Origin of the sequence: Streptomyces zhihengii (assembly GCF_016919245.1) — a bacterium.
Taxonomy (GTDB): domain Bacteria; phylum Actinomycetota; class Actinomycetes; order Streptomycetales; family Streptomycetaceae; genus Streptomyces; species Streptomyces zhihengii.
The window spans coordinates 2,390,001-2,406,015 of sequence record NZ_JAFEJA010000001.1 but is presented as its reverse complement, the minus strand read 5'-3'; the positions used below and the strand labels follow the sequence as shown (position 1 = coordinate 2,406,015).

The window sequence follows — 16,015 nt, the reverse complement described above, 5'->3', positions numbered from 1 at the left end:
TCCTTCCCCCGTACAACGATGGACGTTCGAATTCCGGTTTCAACCTATGCGATGGGCCGTGACGGTCCGCAAGGGGCGTTCACGGCCCGCGTCGCGTCGCCGTGCGGGCCGGGCCGTCCACGGCCGGCTCCCGCACGAAGGCGGCCGCCCGCGAACCTCTCGCGGGCGGCCGCCCCGGTCACGACGAGTACTCCGTCGGCACCAACCCCGTCTGCACCAGCGGGTTCCCCCGCTGGCGGGAGATGAAGACGCCGCGGCCGGGCGGCATCGGCCGCATCCGGACGCCGCCGAGCACATCACCCTCCGTCGGGTCGCCCGACAGCAGCACGCCCTGGGCGCCGAGCTCCATCATGCGCTGCATGAACGCCTCGTAGCCCGCCCGGGCGGCGCCCGCCGAGCTGCGGGCGATGACGAAGCGCACGCCCACGTCCCGCGCGAACGGCAGCATCTCCGCCAGCTTCGCCAGCGGGTTGCCGCTCGACGTGGAGACCAGGTCGTAGTCGTCGACGACCACGAACACGTCCGGCCCCTGCCACCAGCTCCGGTCCCGCAGCTGCTGGGCGGTGACCTCGGCGGACGGCGCGCGGCGCTGCATCAGCTCCGCGAGGGCGTCCACATGGTGCTCCATGTTGTTGGACATGGGCACGTACTCGGCGAGGTGCGAGGCGGGGGTGACGTCGAGCAGGGCGCGCCGGTTGTCGATCACGAAGAACTTCGCGGAGTTCCCGTCGTACCGCTCCGTGATCTGCTTGATGAGCAGCCTCAGCAGGTTCGACTTGCCGGACTCGCTCTCGCCGAACACCAGGAAGAACGGGTCGCGCTCGAAGTCGACGAAGACCGGCTCCAGGTTGTTCTCGTCGATCGCGAACGCCACCCCGCGCCGCGGCTCGGCGAAGCCGGCGGGGAGCTGCTGTGCGGGGAACTCGCGCGGCAGCAGCCGCACCTTCGGCGCCGTGGGCCCCGTCCAGTGGCGGCTGATCTCCTGCACCATGGCCGCGGTGGCCTCGGCGAGGTCGCTGTCCGACTGGATGCTGTCGATGCGCGGCACGGACGCCATGAAGTGCAGCTTCTCGGGGACCAGGCCGCGGCCGGGCACCCCCTGCGGCACGTTGACGGCGAGCTTGCGGTCGACCTCGGAGTCCATGGTGTCGCCGAGCCGCAGCTCCAGCCGGTTCAGCAGCTGGTCCTTGATGTTCGACCGCACGTCCATCGACCGCGAGGCGGTGAGGATGACGTGGATGCCGTAGCCGAGCCCGCGCACCGCCATGTCGACCACGGCGGACTCCAGGCCCTCGTAGTCGTTGCGGAAGTTGCCCCAGCCGTCGATGACGAGGAAGACGTCGCCCCACGGCTGCTCGGTCGTCGAGATCTCGCCCCGGGCGCGCAGCCTGCGGTAGGTGTTGATGGAGTCGATGCCGGCGCTGCGGAAGTACTCCTCGCGCCGGGACAGGATGCCGTAGACCTCGGCCACGGTGCGCCGCACCCGCTCGGGGTCCAGCCGGGAGGCGATCCCGCCGACGTGCGGCAGGCCCGCGATGGAGGACATGCCGCCGCCGCCGAAGTCCAGCCCGTAGAACTGCACCTCCTGCGGGGTGTGGGTGAGCGCGAACGCGGACACGAGCGTCCGCAGCAGCGTCGACTTGCCGGACTGCGGACCGCCGATGATCTGCATGTGGCCCGCCGCACCGGAGAAGTCCCGGTACAGCACGTCACGTCGCTGCTCGAAGGGCTTGTCGACGACGCCCAGCGGGACGACCAGCTTGCCCGCGCCCTCGAACCCGGGCTGGGTGAGTCCGCGGCCCTCCACCCCGGCGAGCCCCGGCAGGATCTCGTCCAGCGGCGGCGGGTTGTCCAGCGGGGGCAGCCACACCTGGTGCGCCTCGGCGCCCCGGCCCTCCAGCCGGCGGACGATCACGTCCAGGACGGAGTCGGCGAGCGCGTCGTCCTCCGGTGCCCGCGCGTCCGGGACGCGGGGCTGCGCGGCGGGCTCGACGTAGCGGACCGCCACCGGAGCCGCGGTGAACACGACGGGGCGCCGGTCGACGGGCAGCGGACCGCCGGGGACGGCGGCGTGCTGGTTGGTGCGGTAGACGCCCGAGACGTACGCGGCCTTGAAGCGCACCATCTCGTCGGTGCCGTACTTCAGGAAGCCGGAACCGGGGACGTTGGGAAGGGTGTACGCGTCCGGCACGCCGATCGCCGCGCGCGACTCGGCGGCGGAGAACGTCCGCAGACCGATCCGGTACGACAGATACGTCTCCAGGCCGCGCAGCCGTCCCTCCTCCAGCCGCTGCGAGGCGAGCAGCAGGTGCACGCCGAGCGACCGGCCGATACGGCCGATCTGCACGAACATCTCGATGAAGTCCGGCATCGCGGTCAGCAGTTCGCTGAACTCGTCGATCACCAGCACCAGCGAGGGGATCGGCTGGAGCGGGGCGCCCGCGGCACGGGCCTTCTCGTAGTCGTGGATGTTGGCGTAGTTGCCCGCGTCGCGCAGCATCTCCTGCCGGCGGTTGAGCTCGCCGCGGATGGAGTCGCCCATGCGGTCGACCAGGGTGAGGTCGTCGGCGAGGTTGGTGATGACCGCGGCCACGTGCGGCATCTGCGACATGCCGGCGAAGGTGGCGCCGCCCTTGAAGTCGGCGAGGACGAAGTTCAGCGTCTCCGAGGAGTGGGTCACGGCCAGGCCGAGCACCAGGGTGCGCAGCAGCTCCGACTTGCCGGATCCGGTGGCGCCGACGCACAGACCGTGCGGGCCCATGCCCTCCTGCGCGGCCTCCTTGAGGTCGAGCATCACGGGGCTGCCGTCCTCGCCGACGCCGATCGGCACGCGCAGCCGCTCGGACTGCGAGCGCGGCCGCCAGGTGCGGGCCACGTCGACGGAGGCGGCGTCGCCGAGGTTGAGCAGGTCGGTGAAGTCGAGGTTGGCGAGCAGCGGTTCGTCGTCGTCCCCGCCGCTTCCTATGCGCAGCGGCGCGAGCTGCCGGGCGAGAGCCTCGGCGGCCTCCAGTCCCAGACGGTCGGGGGCACCGTCGTAGACGAGGCCGTGCCCGGACTCCAGCTGCAGCGAGTCGGGGTGCACGGTCACCGAGAGTCCGCCGCGCGGGCCGTTCTGGTCCCCGGGCACCACCTCGATGATGGTCACGCCCTGGAGGCCCTCGGGGGCGGCGAGCGCGGACGCCTGCGGCACCGACTGACCGTCGAGCACGACCACGATGTGCGGCTGGTCGAGGAGCGGGTGGCCGCCGGCCTGGAAACGCGGGCGGCCCTCCAGGCGGGTGGCGAGCATGTCCTGGAGTTCGCGCGGGTCCGTGGTGATCAGACGGCGGGAGCCGGCCCCGTCGCCGGGCCCGGTGTCCTGGACGTGCGGGAGCCACTTCGTCCACTCCCACCCGGGCGCCGCGGTCGTCGCCGTCGCCACGGCGACGACCAGGTCCTCGGGGGAGTGCAGCGCCGCCAGCGAGCCGACCATGGCACGGGTCGCCGACCGGGCGGACTCGGCGTCCCCGGTGACGGTCAGGTGGTAGAAGGCCCGCAGCGACACCGCCATGGGCAGGTTGTCCACCGTGCCGTGGGCGTTCAGGAACTGCTGCATCGCCCCCGCGGTGAGCGGCTCCAGCTCGTCGACGGGCGCGGTGTCGGGCTCGATGAGCGGGGTCGCGAGCTGCTGGCTGCCGAGCCCGATGCGCACCTGCGCGAAGTCGACGTCGGCCACCCGCCGCTCCCAGACCCGGCTGCCCTCGGCGACCAGCGCCCAGAGCTGCTCGGGCGACGGGTGCAGATAGAACTGGGCGTCACGCTGGAGGTGAGCGGTGCGCAGCACGGAACGGCGGGTCTGCGTCAGATACTTCAGATAGTCGCGCCGCAGGTCGGCGAGCTGCCCCTGGGTGCCGCGCCGGTAGCGCACGAGCATGGCGATGGCCATGGCGACCGTGGACGCGATCATCACCATGCCCATGATCCGCATGATCGGGTTCGGCGTCATGAAGAAGAAGACGACCGAACCGCCCATGCCGAGCATCGGCAGGAGCTGCATCAGGGCGCCCTCCTGCTGTCCGCGGGGCAGCTCGGGCGGTGGTTGCAGCTGCACCTGCTCGCCGGGCACTTCGGACGGCAGGGCCCGTGGTGGGCGCTTGACGACGATCTGACTCACAGCTCACCAATTCCCTTGGCGGAGGGAAACTTCCTATCGGCGCCCCCGTGGCGACGGGCCCCCTCCGCGGTCAGGGATCCTACTTGCGTCAGCAGTGACGGGTGGGCGGTAGGGTGGCGCGACGGATTTGCGCAGCCATGAACTACCGCAAAAAAAGGGTCATTCGGAGCGCATTGTCAGGCCAGCCGGCCAGGATCACCACGAGGGGAAGCAACAGGTGAGTATGACGGCCCCAGCCACTACCGGCGGACCCCGGTCCGCGCCCGCGACCGTGTCCGGCGGCGGCACGGGATTCTGCCGGGTCACGGTGGTGGCACCCGACGGCCGCGTCGACGTCGCGCTGCCCGAGGACATCGCCGTCGCCGACCTGTACCCGGAGATCCTGCGCCTCTCCGGCCAGACCCCCGAGCAGGGCGCCCCCGTCGGCTACCACCTGGTGCGCCGGGACGGCACCGTGCTCGACGGCGGCCGCTCGCTGTCCGCGCAGCGGATCCTCGACGGCGAACTGCTCTCGCTGCGCCCCTTCGCCGACTCGCTGCCGCCCGCCGTCTTCGACGACGTGTCCGACGCGGTCGCCTCCGCCGTCGCCAAGGACCGCACCCTGTGGAGCGACGCGCTGATGCGCGGCGCCGGCCTCGTCGGCGGCTCGGTCCTGATGGTGCTGCTCGCCTTCGTGCTCTGGTCGGCGGACCCCCGCCACGACATGCACGGGCTGCCCGGCATCCTTGCCGCGGTCACCGCCGTCCTGCTGCTCGCGCTCGCCGGTGTGCGCGTGCGGGTCTACGACGACCGCGGCTCCGCGGTCGCGCTCGGCGTCGGTGCGATGGCGAACGCCGGGGTCGCCGGCGCCGGCCTGCTGCCGCTCGGCCAGGGCGAGGGCATCGGCAAGCTGCAGTTCCTGCTCGCCTGCGCGGCCGTCCTGCTGTGCTCCGTCGTCCTCACCATCCTGGCCCCGGCCGGCGACGGCCCCTTCGTCGCCTTCGTCTTCGCCTCGGCCATCGGCCTGCTGGTCACCTTCGTCGCCATCCTGACCGAGCTGCGGCCCTCCGAGACCGCCGCCGTCTGCGCCCCGGTCGCCGTGGGGCTCCTCGCCTTCCTGCCCGGGCTCTCCACCCGCTTCGCCCGCCTGCCGATCGGCTTCGAGCCGCCCCGCTCCGGCGCCGGCGGCTACGGCTCCGACCCCGAGCAGCAGCAGGGCCCGGTGGACGCCGTCCGGATCGCCGCGCAGGCCCGCCGCGGCCACGAGCTGCTGGTCGGCCTGGTCGGCGGCTGCGCCCTGGTCGCCGTCGGCGCCGCGGCGGTGCTCGGTTTCTCCGACAGCGTCTGGGGCCAGCTCCTCGCCCTCGCGACCGGCGTCGCCATGCTGATGCGCGCCCACCTCTTCCGCTACACCGCGCAGGTCGGCTGCGCCCTCGCCGCCGGGCTGGGCGCCCTGGTGCTCCTCGGGCTCGGCCTGTGCCTCAACCCGCCGGTGGAGATGATCCAGGCCGCCTTCAAGGGCGACGGCACCGCGCTGGACATCCGCACCGTCTGGCTGTCCGCCGCCATCGCCGGCGTCGCCGCGGTCATCACCGCGATCGGCCTGGTGGTGCCCCGCAAGGGGGTCACCCCCTTCTGGGGCCGCTTCCTGGAGGTCGCGGAGACGTTCGTCCTGCTGACGCTGGTGCCGCTGACCCTCGCCGTCTTCGACGTCTACCACTCCATCCGCGCGCTGACCTCCTGATCCGGGCTGGTACGCTGTACGACGGCCGTTTGTGTACGCGTTCCCGGAAGCCTCGGTGCCTCTGGGATCCGCGCCCATCGGACCTTCGCCTCCGAGTCACGGAAGCTCCCCTGAGACCAAGACCAGGGGCACTCGCGGGCGCACAGAACATCATGAGGAGTACCGAGTGTCTCTCGACGCCGCTACGAAGAAGCAGCTCATCAGCGAGTTCGGCACCAAGGAGGGCGACACCGGCTCCCCCGAGGTCCAGGTCGCGATGCTGTCCCGCCGCATCTCGGACCTGACCGAGCACCTCAAGACGCACAAGCACGACCACCACTCCCGTCGTGGTCTGCTGATCCTCGTCGGCCAGCGTCGCCGCCTTCTGCAGTACCTGGCCAAGAAGGACATCCAGCGCTTCCGTACGCTGGTCGACCGCCTCGGCATCCGCCGCGGTGCGGCCGGCGGCGCCAAGTAGCTCGCACGCAGGGGAGCGGTTCCCGACAGGGACCGCTCCCTTTGCCGTACATGCGTCTGTGCGTGCGCGACGTACGGCACGGCACTTAGTCTGGTCACACAACGCACCATTCGGCGCGCGAGAAGACGCCTGATCGCCGCCGGTCCTCGGTAGTGGCCCCCGGACGACACAGAACCGGGTGCTTCGATCGAAGACCGGCCCGCACACAAGGCGCTTCTCCCGCAGACGGTCCGCCGCCACACGGGCGGCGGACGAAAAGACGAACGTAGGAGACATCGCTAGTGGAGAACGAGACCCACTACGCCGAGGCCGTCATCGACAACGGCACCTTCGGCACCCGCACCATCCGCTTCGAGACGGGCCGCCTCGCCAAGCAGGCCGCCGGCTCCGCCGTGGCGTACCTGGACGACGACACCATGGTGCTCTCGGCCACCACCGCCTCCAAGAAGCCCAAGGACCAGCTCGACTTCTTCCCCCTCACGGTGGACGTCGAGGAGCGGATGTACGCGGCCGGCAAGATCCCCGGCTCCTTCTTCCGCCGGGAGGGCCGCCCCTCCGAGGACGCGATCCTCACCTGCCGCCTGATCGACCGCCCGCTGCGCCCCTCCTTCAAGAAGGGCCTGCGCAACGAGATCCAGATCGTCGAGACGATCATGGCGCTCAACCCCGATCACCTCTACGACGTGATCGCGATCAACGCCGCCTCCTGCTCCACGCAGCTCGCCGGCCTGCCCTTCTCCGGCCCCATCGGCGGCACCCGTGTCGCGCTGATCAAGGGCCAGTGGGTCGCCTTCCCGACGCACACCGAGCTCGAGGACGCCGTCTTCGACATGGTCGTCGCGGGCCGCGTCCTGGAGGACGGCGACGTCGCGATCATGATGGTCGAGGCCGAGGCCACCGAGAAGACGATCGAGCTCGTCAAGGGCGGCGCCGAGGCGCCGACCGAGGAGGTCGTCGCCGCCGGTCTCGAGGCCGCGAAGCCCTTCATCAAGGTCCTGTGCAAGGCGCAGGCCGACCTCGCCGCCAAGGCCGCCAAGCCCACCGGCGAGTTCCCGGTCTTCCTCGACTACCAGGACGACGTCCTGGAGGCGCTGACCTCCGCGGTCAAGAGCGAGCTCGCCCAGGCGCTCACCATCGCCGGCAAGCAGGAGCGCGAGACCGAGCTCGACCGCATCAAGGAGCTCGCCGCCGAGAAGCTCCTCCCGGCCTTCGAGGGCCGCGAGAAGGAGATCGCCGGGGCCTACCGCGCGCTGACCAAGAAGCTGGTCCGCGAGCGGATCATCAAGGACAAGGTCCGCATCGACGGCCGCGGCATCACGGACATCCGTACGCTCGCCGCCGAGGTCGAGGCCATCCCGCGCGTGCACGGCTCGGCGCTGTTCGAGCGTGGCGAGACCCAGATCCTGGGCGTCACCACCCTCAACATGCTCCGCATGGAGCAGCAGCTGGACACCCTCTCCCCGGTGACCCGCAAGCGCTACATGCACAACTACAACTTCCCGCCGTACTCCGTCGGTGAGACCGGCCGCGTGGGCTCGCCCAAGCGCCGCGAGATCGGCCACGGCGCGCTCGCCGAGCGCGCCATCGTGCCGGTGCTGCCGACGCGCGAGGAGTTCCCCTACGCGATCCGCCAGGTCTCCGAGGCGCTGGGCTCCAACGGCTCGACGTCCATGGGCTCGGTCTGCGCCTCCACCATGTCGCTGCTGAACGCCGGTGTGCCGCTGAAGGCCCCCGTCGCCGGTATCGCCATGGGCCTGATCTCCGAGGAGATCGAGGGCCAGACCCACTACGTCGCCCTCACCGACATCCTCGGTGCGGAGGACGCCTTCGGTGACATGGACTTCAAGGTCGCCGGCACCAAGACCTTCGTCACCGCGCTCCAGCTCGACACCAAGCTCGACGGCATCCCCGCCTCGGTCCTGGCCGCCGCGCTGAAGCAGGCCCGTGACGCGCGTCTGCACATCCTGGACGTGATGAACGAGGCCATCGACGTCCCGGACGAGATGTCCCCCAACGCCCCGCGGATCATCACCGTCAAGATCCCCGTGGACAAGATCGGCGAGGTCATCGGCCCCAAGGGCAAGATGATCAACCAGATCCAGGAGGACACCGGCGCCGACATCACGATCGAGGACGACGGCACCATCTACATCGGTGCCGCCCAGGGCTCGCAGGCCGAGGCCGCCCGCGCCACGATCAACGGCATCGCCAACCCGACCATGCCGGAGGTCGGCGAGCGCTACCTGGGCACCGTCGTGAAGACGACGACCTTCGGCGCGTTCGTCTCCCTGATGCCCGGCAAGGACGGCCTGCTGCACATCTCGCAGATCCGCAAGCTCGCCGGCGGCAAGCGCGTGGAGAACGTCGAGGACGTGCTCGGTGTGGGCGCCAAGGTCCAGGTCGAGATCGCCGAGATCGACTCCCGCGGCAAGCTCTCCCTCATCCCCGTGGTCGAGGGCGAAGAGGGCGACGAGAAGAAGACGGCATCGGACGACGGCTCCGCCGGGGGCACCGACAAGTGACGTCCCGTAGTCCGCAGGCGACGGCCCGCACCTCCTCGGAGGCGCGGGCCGTCGCCCGTACCCAAACACTGCTCAAGGGCAAGGACGGCATCGGCACCGTCCGCCGCACGGTCCTGCCCGGCGGTCTGCGCGTCGTCACCGAGACCCTGCCGTCGGTGCGCTCCGCCACCTTCGGCATCTGGGCGCACGTCGGCTCCCGCGACGAGACGCCCTCCCTCGGCGGCGCCACCCACTACCTCGAACACCTGCTGTTCAAGGGCACCCGCCGCCGCTCCGCGCTGGACATCTCCTCCGCTATCGACGCCGTCGGCGGCGAGATGAACGCGTTCACGGCCAAGGAGTACACGTGCTACTACGCACGCGTGCTCGACACGGACCTGCCGCTCGCCATCGACGTGGTGTGCGACATGCTCACCGGGTCGCTGATCCTCCAGGAGGACGTGGACGCCGAGCGCGGCGTCATCCTCGAGGAGATCGCGATGACGGAGGACGATCCGGGCGACTGCGTGCACGACCTGTTCGCGCACACCATGTACGGCGACACCCCGCTGGGCCGCCCGGTCCTCGGCACCGTCGACACGGTGAACGCCCTGACCGCCGACCGGGTCCGCCGCTTCTACCGCAAGCACTACGACCCCACCCATCTGGTGGTCGCGGCCGCGGGCAACGTCGACCACGCCACGGTCGTGCGCCAGGTCCGCCGCGCCTTCGAGCGCGCCGGCGCGCTCGACCGCACGGACGCCGTGCCGATCGCGCCCCGCGACGGACGGCGCGCCCTGCGCACCGCGGGCCGGGTGGAGCACCTGAACCGCCGGACGGAGCAGGCCCATGTCGTCCTCGGCATGCCCGGCCTGGCCCGCACCGACGACCGCCGCTGGGCGCTCGGGGTGCTCAACACGGCGCTCGGCGGCGGCATGTCCTCCCGGCTGTTCCAGGAGGTCCGCGAGAAGCGGGGCCTCGCCTACAGCGTGTACTCGTACACCTCGGGCTTCGCCGACACCGGCCTCTTCGGCGTCTACGCAGGCTGCCGGCCCAGCCAGGTCCACGACGTGCTGAAGATCTGCCGAGGCGAGCTGGACCGGGTGGCCTCGGAGGGCCTTTCCGACGAGGAGATCGGCCGGGCGATCGGCCAGCTCTCCGGCTCCACGGTCCTCGGCCTGGAGGACACCGGCGCGCTGATGAACCGCATCGGCAAGAGCGAGCTGTGCTGGGGCACCCAGATGTCGGTCGACGAGATGCTCGCCCGGATATCCGCGGTCACGCCCGACGAGGTGCGCGCGGTGGCCGGGGACGTGCTGGGGCAGCGTCCGTCGCTGTCGGTCATCGGCCCCTTGAAGGACAAGCAGGCCGACCGCCTGCACGAAGCGGTCTCCTAACCGGTAAGGAAGCACATCGATGAGCAAGCTGCGCGTGGCCGTCCTCGGCGCCAGGGGCCGTATCGGCTCCGAAGCCGTCCGGGCGGTCGAGGCCGCCGACGACATGGAACTGGTCGGGGCCCTCGGCCGCGGCGACAAGCTGGAGTCGCTCGTCGACTCGGGCGCCGAGGTCGTGGTGGAGCTGACGACCCCGGCGTCCGTGATGGGCAACCTCGACTTCTGCGTCCGGCACGGCATCCACGCCGTCGTCGGCACCACCGGCTGGACCGACGAGCGCCTCGCGCAGCTCGACACCTCGCTGGCCGCCTCCCCGGGAACCGGTGTGCTCATCGCGCCGAACTTCTCCATCGGCGCCGTCCTCACCATGGCCTTCGCCCAGCAGGCGGCGCGGTACTTCGAGTCGGTGGAGGTCGTCGAGCTCCACCACCCGAACAAGGTGGACGCCCCCTCGGGCACCGCCACCCGCACCGCCCAGCTCATCGCCGCGGCCCGTGCCCAGGCCGGGCTCGCCGCGCAGCCCGACGCCACGGTGACCGCCCTGGACGGCGCCCGCGGCGCGGACGTCGACGGCGTCCCGGTGCACGCCGTGCGGCTGCGCGGCCTCCTGGCCCACCAGGAGGTCCTGCTCGGCGGCGAGGGCGAGACCCTGACCATCCGGCACGACTCGCTGCACCACAGCAGCTTCATGCCGGGCATCCTGCTCGGCGTCCGCCGTGTCACCTCCGCTCCCGGCCTCACCTTCGGCCTGGAGCACTTCCTCGACCTGGGCTGACCGGTACCTCGGATGCGCGCAAAGATCACCTACTTCGTCACGGCGGCCGTCCTGGTCGTCTACTTCGTCCTGGCCGGCAGCCGCGGCGTGATGCTCCTCCGCCAGGGCACCGCCCTCACCGTCGTCTTCGGTGCCGCGGTGCTGATCCTGCCGGTGATCGGTGTCTGGTTCCTCTGGAAGAACACCCGGTTCGTCACCCGCGCCAACCAGCTCGCCGCGGAGCTGGACGCGGAGGGCGGCCTGCCCGTCGACGAACTCGTCCGCACCCCGGCCGGCCGGATCGACCGGGACTCCGCCGACGCCGTCTTCGACAGGCGCCGCGCCGAGACGGAGGACTCCCCGGACGACTGGCGCTGCTGGTTCCGGCTCGCCGTGGCGTACCACGACGCCCGTGACACGCCGCGGGCCCGGCGGGCTATGCAGCGGGCCATCGCACTCCACGACGGCAAGCCCGTCCCCGGCTGACCGTCCGGCGGCGCGGAGGGCATGCGAAACGGACCGGTCCGGGCGGTGAGCCGCCCGGACCGGTCCGTTTCGCTTCGTGTGTACGGGTGCCGGGGGTGTCAGCCGGCCCGGTACTCGGCGCCCCACGCCTCGACGGTGTCGGCCGCCCGGTCGAACGCCTCCAGGCGCGACAGGAAGTCGGCGTCGTGGTCCGTCATCAGCGGGACGGGGTTGCCGTCACGGGTGACCAGGAGCAGCGCCTGCCCCTGCACCGTGCGCGGCAGACCGAGCCAGCGCACCGGCTGCTGCACCGTCCGCAGCGCGGTCGAGCGGTTCCAGGCGACGGTCGAGGTCGTGAAGAACGCGACCCGCCGCACCCCGTGCCGGCTCACCCAGGTGCCCATCCGCAGCAGCCGCAGGGCCACCAGGACGATGAGCGCACCGAGCGCCATGCAGACGGCGGCGCCGGACAGGGCCCCGGCGAACGCGATGATCATGGAGGCCATCAGCACGAACGACGCCAGCAGCAGCACCAGCGCCGCGGCTCCGACCCGCCACGGCCCCGGGCGGTACGGGCGCCGCCAGCGGTCGTGGTCGTCGAAGGGCAGCGCGATGTCGTCCGCTTGCGCGTCGAAAGCACGGTCGGCCGTCAGGAAGGGCAGGGGCACGAGCGATCCTCACTCACCAGCACGCTTGATTCGGCTGTGCCCGGTGAGGCTACCGAGGTGCTCCGGACGGGACCACCCCTGGGGGGCCATGGGGGTGGCTCAGCGGCGGTCCGAGGCCTCCGACGACTGCGAGTGCCCCGGCGAGGAGGTGCCCGACTCCAGGGCGGGCATGCCGAGCAGCAGCGAGCCGACGAGCCCGGCCACCACGGTGAGCCCGATCATCGTGCGCGCCACCACCTGCGAGGCACTGGCCCGCTCCCTGGGCGGGGGAGCGACATTGCTGCGGAACGCGTCGGCCTCGGCGACGAACGTGAACGGGACGGCCTCGCGCCGGAACATCAGGGACTCTCCTTGCGGGATTCGGGCCTTGCGGGGTTCGGGACGGAACGCTGTCATCCGTACACAGCGGAACGCTTCTATCCGTACAGACGTGCATACGCGTCGTTTGGTGCCCGAATTCCCCGGATCGGCCCAACGACACCTGGGGGCGCCTGCCGGGCCCCTCGCCTCTCCCGGCGCGCCGTAGAGTGGTCGCCGCCCGAGCGACGCAATTGGAAGGACCGCCGGTGAGCGAGACCCCCGCAGAGAACGTCAAGCCCAGCTTCCGCAGTGATGTCACGGTCGAGCTGGTGAAGCACACCGCCGGCGACTCCGACGTGCTGTGGGCCGCCCGGGTCTCCACCGCGGGTGAGCAGTCGCTCGACGAGCTCTCGAAGGACCCCGAGCGTTCCAAGGGGCTCATCAACTACCTGATGCGGGACCGGCACGGCAGCCCGTTCGAGCACAACTCGATGACCTTCTTCATCAGCGCCCCGATCTTCGTCTTCCGCGAGTTCATGCGCCACCGCGTCGGCTGGTCCTACAACGAGGAGTCCGGCCGCTACAGGGAGCTGGACCCGGTCTTCTACGTCCCCGGCGCCGAGCGCAAGCTCGTCCAGGAGGGCCGCCCCGGCAAGTACGTCTTCGTCGAGGGCACCGAGGCGCAGCAGGAGCTGACCGGCCGGGTGATGGAGGACTCCTACGTCCGGGCGTACGAGGCGTACCAGGAGATGCTCGCCGCCGGCGTCGCCCGCGAGGTGGCCCGCGCGGTGCTCCCGGTCGGCCTCTTCTCGTCCATGTACGCCACGTGCAACGCGCGCTCGCTGATGCACTTCCTCGGCCTGCGCACCCAGCACGAGGACGCGAAGGTGCCCTCGTTCCCGCAGCGGGAGATCGAGATGGTGGGCGAGAGGATGGAGCAGCACTGGGCGAAGCTCATGCCGCTGACCTACGCGGCGTTCAACGCCAACGGCCGGATCGCTCCGTAGGTACAGGTGTGCGCACCTTGTGGCGAAGTGTCCGTATTGCGGCGTTTCGTAAAGTTCATCTAGGCTGATCAAACGGGCCCGGCACTGCTTGAACCCCCGAGCAGGCAGTGCCGGGTTCCCCATGCCACGTCGTACGTCACGTCCCCCGAGGGGACACCCTGCACTGAGCAGCGAGTAGCGTGTTACCCATGGCTCCGATCTCCACTCCGCAGACCCCCTTCGGCCGGGTCCTCACCGCCATGGTCACGCCCTTCACGGCGGACGGCGCTCTCGACCTCGACGGCGCCCAGCGCCTCGCCGCCCACCTCGTGGACGTGGGCAACGACGGTCTGATCCTCAACGGGACCACCGGCGAGTCGCCCACCACCAGCGACGCGGAGAAAGACCAGCTCGTACGAGCGGTCCTGGAAGCCGTCGGAGACCGTGCGCACATCGTCGCCGGCATCGGCACCAACGACACCCGCCACAGCGTCGAGCTCGCCCGCGCCGCCGAGCGCGCCGGCGCACACGGCCTGCTGGCCGTGACGCCCTACTACAACAAGCCCCCGCAGGAGGGCCTGTTCCGCCACTTCTCGGCCATCGCCGACGCGACGGAACTGCCCGTCATGCTCTACGACATCCCCGGCCGCAGCGGCGTCCCGATCGACACCGAGACGATCGTCCGCCTCGCCGCCCACCCGCGGATCGTCGCCAACAAGGACGCCAAGGGCGACCTCGGCCGCGCGAGCTGGGCCATCGCCCGCAGCGGTCTCGCCTGGTACTCGGGCGACGACATGCTGAACCTGCCGCTGCTGTCCGTCGGCGCCGTCGGCTTCGTCTCCGTGGTCGGCCACGTCGTCACCCCGGAGCTGCGCGCACTGCTCGACGCCCACCGCGGCGGCGACGTCCAGAAGGCGACGGAGATCCACCAGAAGCTGCTCCCCGTCTTCACCGGGATGTTCCGCACCCAGGGCGTGATCACCTCCAAGGCCGCGCTCACCCTCCAGGGACTGCCCGCCGGCCCGCTCCGGCTGCCGCTCGTCGGCCTTTCCCCGGAAGAAACCCGGCAGCTCAAGCTCGACCTGGCCGCGGGCGGGGTACAGCTCAAGGACACAGACTTCACAACTGAATAGGCGAAACCGGCCGGCGCGACCGCCACGGCACACCGCCGACACCCGGACCCGGCCGGAAACTGACAACAGCAAGTGCACGAATGTCATGTACGCCACGTGCCTCTGCGGTACGTGGCGTATGTGGTGAGGAGAGTCTTTTGAGTCATCCGCATCCCGAACTCGGCGCACCGCCGAAGCTTCCCAAGGGCGGACTGCGCGTCACCCCGCTGGGCGGTCTCGGCGAGATCGGCCGCAACATGACGGTCTTCGAGTACGACGGCCGCCTGCTCGTCGTCGACTGCGGCGTCCTCTTCCCCGAGGAGGAGCAGCCCGGCATCGACCTGATCCTGCCGGACTTCACCACCCTCCGGAACCGCCTCGACGACATCGAGGGCATCGTCCTGACCCACGGGCACGAGGACCACATCGGCGGCGTCCCGTTCCTGCTCCGGCTGAAGCCGGACATCCCGCTGATCGGCTCCAAGCTGACCCTCGCCCTGATCGAGGCCAAGCTCCAGGAGCACCGCATCCGCCCCTACACGCTGGAGGTCACCGAAGGCCACCGCGAGCGCATCGGGCCCTTCGACTGCGAATTCATCGCGGTCAACCACTCCATCCCGGACGCGCTGGCCGTCGCCATCCGCACCCCCGCGGGCATGGTCGTCCACACCGGCGACTTCAAGATGGACCAGCTCCCGCTGGACCGCAGGCTCACCGACCTGCACGCCTTCGCACGGCTCAGCGAGGAGGGCATCGACCTCCTGCTGTCGGACTCGACCAACGCCGAGGTCCCGGGCTTCGTCCCGCCGGAGCGCGACATCTCCAACGTGCTGCGCACGGTCTTCGCCAACGCGCAGAAGCGCATCATCGTCGCCAGCTTCGCCAGCCATGTGCACCGCATCCAGCAGATCCTGGACGCCGCCCACGAGTACGGCAGGCGGGTCGCCTTCGTCGGCCGATCGATGGTCCGCAACATGGGCATCGCCCGTGACCTGGGCTATCTGCGGGTCCCGGCCGGCCTCGTCGTCGACGTCAAGACGCTCGACGACCTGCCGGACCACGAGGTCGTGCTCGTCTGCACCGGATCCCAGGGCGAGCCCATGGCCGCACTGTCCCGGATGGCCAACCGCGACCACCAGATCCGCATCGTCCAGGGAGACACCGTCATCCTGGCCTCGTCGCTCATCCCGGGCAACGAGAACGCGGTCTACCGCGTGATCAACGGTCTGACCCGCTGGGGCGCGAACGTCGTCCACAAGGGCAATGCCAAGGTGCACGTCTCGGGCCACGCCTCGGCCGGCGAGCTGCTGTACTTCTACAACATCTGCAAGCCGAAGAACCTGATGCCGGTGCACGGCGAGTGGCGCCACCTGCGCGCCAACGCCGAACTGGGCGCGCTCACCGGAGTGCCGAAGGACCACATCGTGATCGCCGAGGACGGCGTCGTCGTCGACCTCGTCGACGGCAAGGCCCGGATCGTCGGCAAGGTCCAGGCCGGTTAC

12 protein-coding genes (1 of these 12 running past the window's edge) are annotated in these 16,015 nt (G+C 70.8%); 9 read left to right on the top strand and 3 right to left on the bottom strand.

Annotated features, from left to right (window positions below; all coding sequences use genetic code 11):
* Positions 1–178: 178 nt before the first annotated feature.
* On the bottom strand, positions 179–4,153 hold the full coding sequence (gene eccCa, locus JE024_RS09755; RefSeq protein ID WP_205373207.1) for a type VII secretion protein EccCa: 3,975 nt from the start codon (positions 4,151–4,153) through the stop codon (positions 179–181).
* 223 nt (positions 4,154–4,376) lie between these two features.
* Between eccCa and eccD the strand changes: the two genes are divergently transcribed.
* From eccD to JE024_RS09725, 6 genes are all read left to right on the top strand, one after another.
* Complete coding sequence (gene eccD, locus JE024_RS09750) at positions 4,377–5,876, top strand: type VII secretion integral membrane protein EccD (protein ID WP_372449788.1); 1,500 nt, start codon at positions 4,377–4,379, stop codon at positions 5,874–5,876.
* A 166-nt stretch (positions 5,877–6,042) separates the two neighbouring features.
* Positions 6,043–6,333, top strand: a complete 291-nt coding sequence (rpsO, locus tag JE024_RS09745; RefSeq protein WP_205373205.1) for a 30S ribosomal protein S15 — start codon at positions 6,043–6,045, stop codon at positions 6,331–6,333.
* Positions 6,334–6,614: 281 nt separating this feature from the next.
* Positions 6,615–8,855, top strand: a complete 2,241-nt coding sequence (locus tag JE024_RS09740; RefSeq protein WP_205373204.1) for a polyribonucleotide nucleotidyltransferase — start codon at positions 6,615–6,617, stop codon at positions 8,853–8,855.
* On the top strand, positions 8,852–10,231 hold the full coding sequence (locus JE024_RS09735) for a M16 family metallopeptidase (protein WP_205373203.1): 1,380 nt from the start codon (positions 8,852–8,854) through the stop codon (positions 10,229–10,231). Before JE024_RS09740 ends, JE024_RS09735 begins: the two co-directional genes overlap by 4 nt.
* 19 nt (positions 10,232–10,250) lie before the next feature.
* Positions 10,251–11,003 (top strand): 4-hydroxy-tetrahydrodipicolinate reductase, encoded by a 753-nt coding sequence (dapB, locus tag JE024_RS09730; RefSeq protein ID WP_205373202.1) that lies wholly within the window; start codon positions 10,251–10,253, stop codon positions 11,001–11,003.
* Positions 11,004–11,015: 12 nt separating this feature from the next.
* Positions 11,016–11,468, top strand: coding sequence for a tetratricopeptide repeat protein (locus tag JE024_RS09725; RefSeq protein ID WP_205373201.1), 453 nt, complete (start codon positions 11,016–11,018; stop codon positions 11,466–11,468).
* A gap of 98 nt (positions 11,469–11,566) precedes the next feature.
* Here the strand turns inward: JE024_RS09725 and JE024_RS09720 are convergent, their stop codons facing one another.
* Positions 11,567–12,115, bottom strand: a complete 549-nt coding sequence (locus tag JE024_RS09720) for an SCO5741 family PH domain-containing membrane protein (RefSeq protein WP_205373200.1) — start codon at positions 12,113–12,115, stop codon at positions 11,567–11,569.
* 99 nt (positions 12,116–12,214) lie between these two features.
* Entirely contained in the window at positions 12,215–12,454 is a 240-nt protein-coding gene (locus tag JE024_RS09715) for a hypothetical protein (protein WP_205373199.1), read from the bottom strand.
* A gap of 227 nt (positions 12,455–12,681) precedes the next feature.
* Here JE024_RS09715 and thyX point away from each other — a divergent pair, with 227 nt between their 5' ends.
* From thyX to JE024_RS09700, 3 genes are all read left to right on the top strand, one after another.
* Positions 12,682–13,422, top strand: coding sequence for an FAD-dependent thymidylate synthase (gene thyX / locus JE024_RS09710; RefSeq protein ID WP_205373198.1), 741 nt, complete (start codon positions 12,682–12,684; stop codon positions 13,420–13,422).
* 188 nt (positions 13,423–13,610) lie between these two features.
* Positions 13,611–14,534, top strand: a complete 924-nt coding sequence (gene dapA / locus JE024_RS09705) for a 4-hydroxy-tetrahydrodipicolinate synthase (protein ID WP_205373197.1) — start codon at positions 13,611–13,613, stop codon at positions 14,532–14,534.
* A 137-nt stretch (positions 14,535–14,671) separates the two neighbouring features.
* On the top strand, positions 14,672–16,015 hold the 5' portion of the coding sequence (locus JE024_RS09700; RefSeq protein WP_205373196.1) for a ribonuclease J. 342 nt of this gene lie beyond the right edge of the window; only the first 1,344 of its 1,686 coding nucleotides appear in the window; the start codon lies at positions 14,672–14,674; the stop codon falls past the right edge of the window.

Bases quoted from the DNA above. Each gene is read 5' to 3' on its own strand.
- dapB (WP_205373202.1), top strand. From the start codon at position 10,251: ATGAGCAAGCTGCGCGTGGCCGTCCTCGGCGCCAGGGGCCGTATCGGC.
- JE024_RS09725 (WP_205373201.1), top strand. From the start codon at position 11,016: ATGCGCGCAAAGATCACCTACTTCGTCACGGCGGCCGTCCTGGTCGTC.
- dapA (WP_205373197.1), top strand. From the start codon at position 13,611: ATGGCTCCGATCTCCACTCCGCAGACCCCCTTCGGCCGGGTCCTCACC.
- JE024_RS09715 (WP_205373199.1), bottom strand. From the start codon at position 12,454: ATGTTCCGGCGCGAGGCCGTCCCGTTCACGTTCGTCGCCGAGGCCGAC.
- eccD (WP_372449788.1), top strand. From the start codon at position 4,377: ATGACGGCCCCAGCCACTACCGGCGGACCCCGGTCCGCGCCCGCGACC.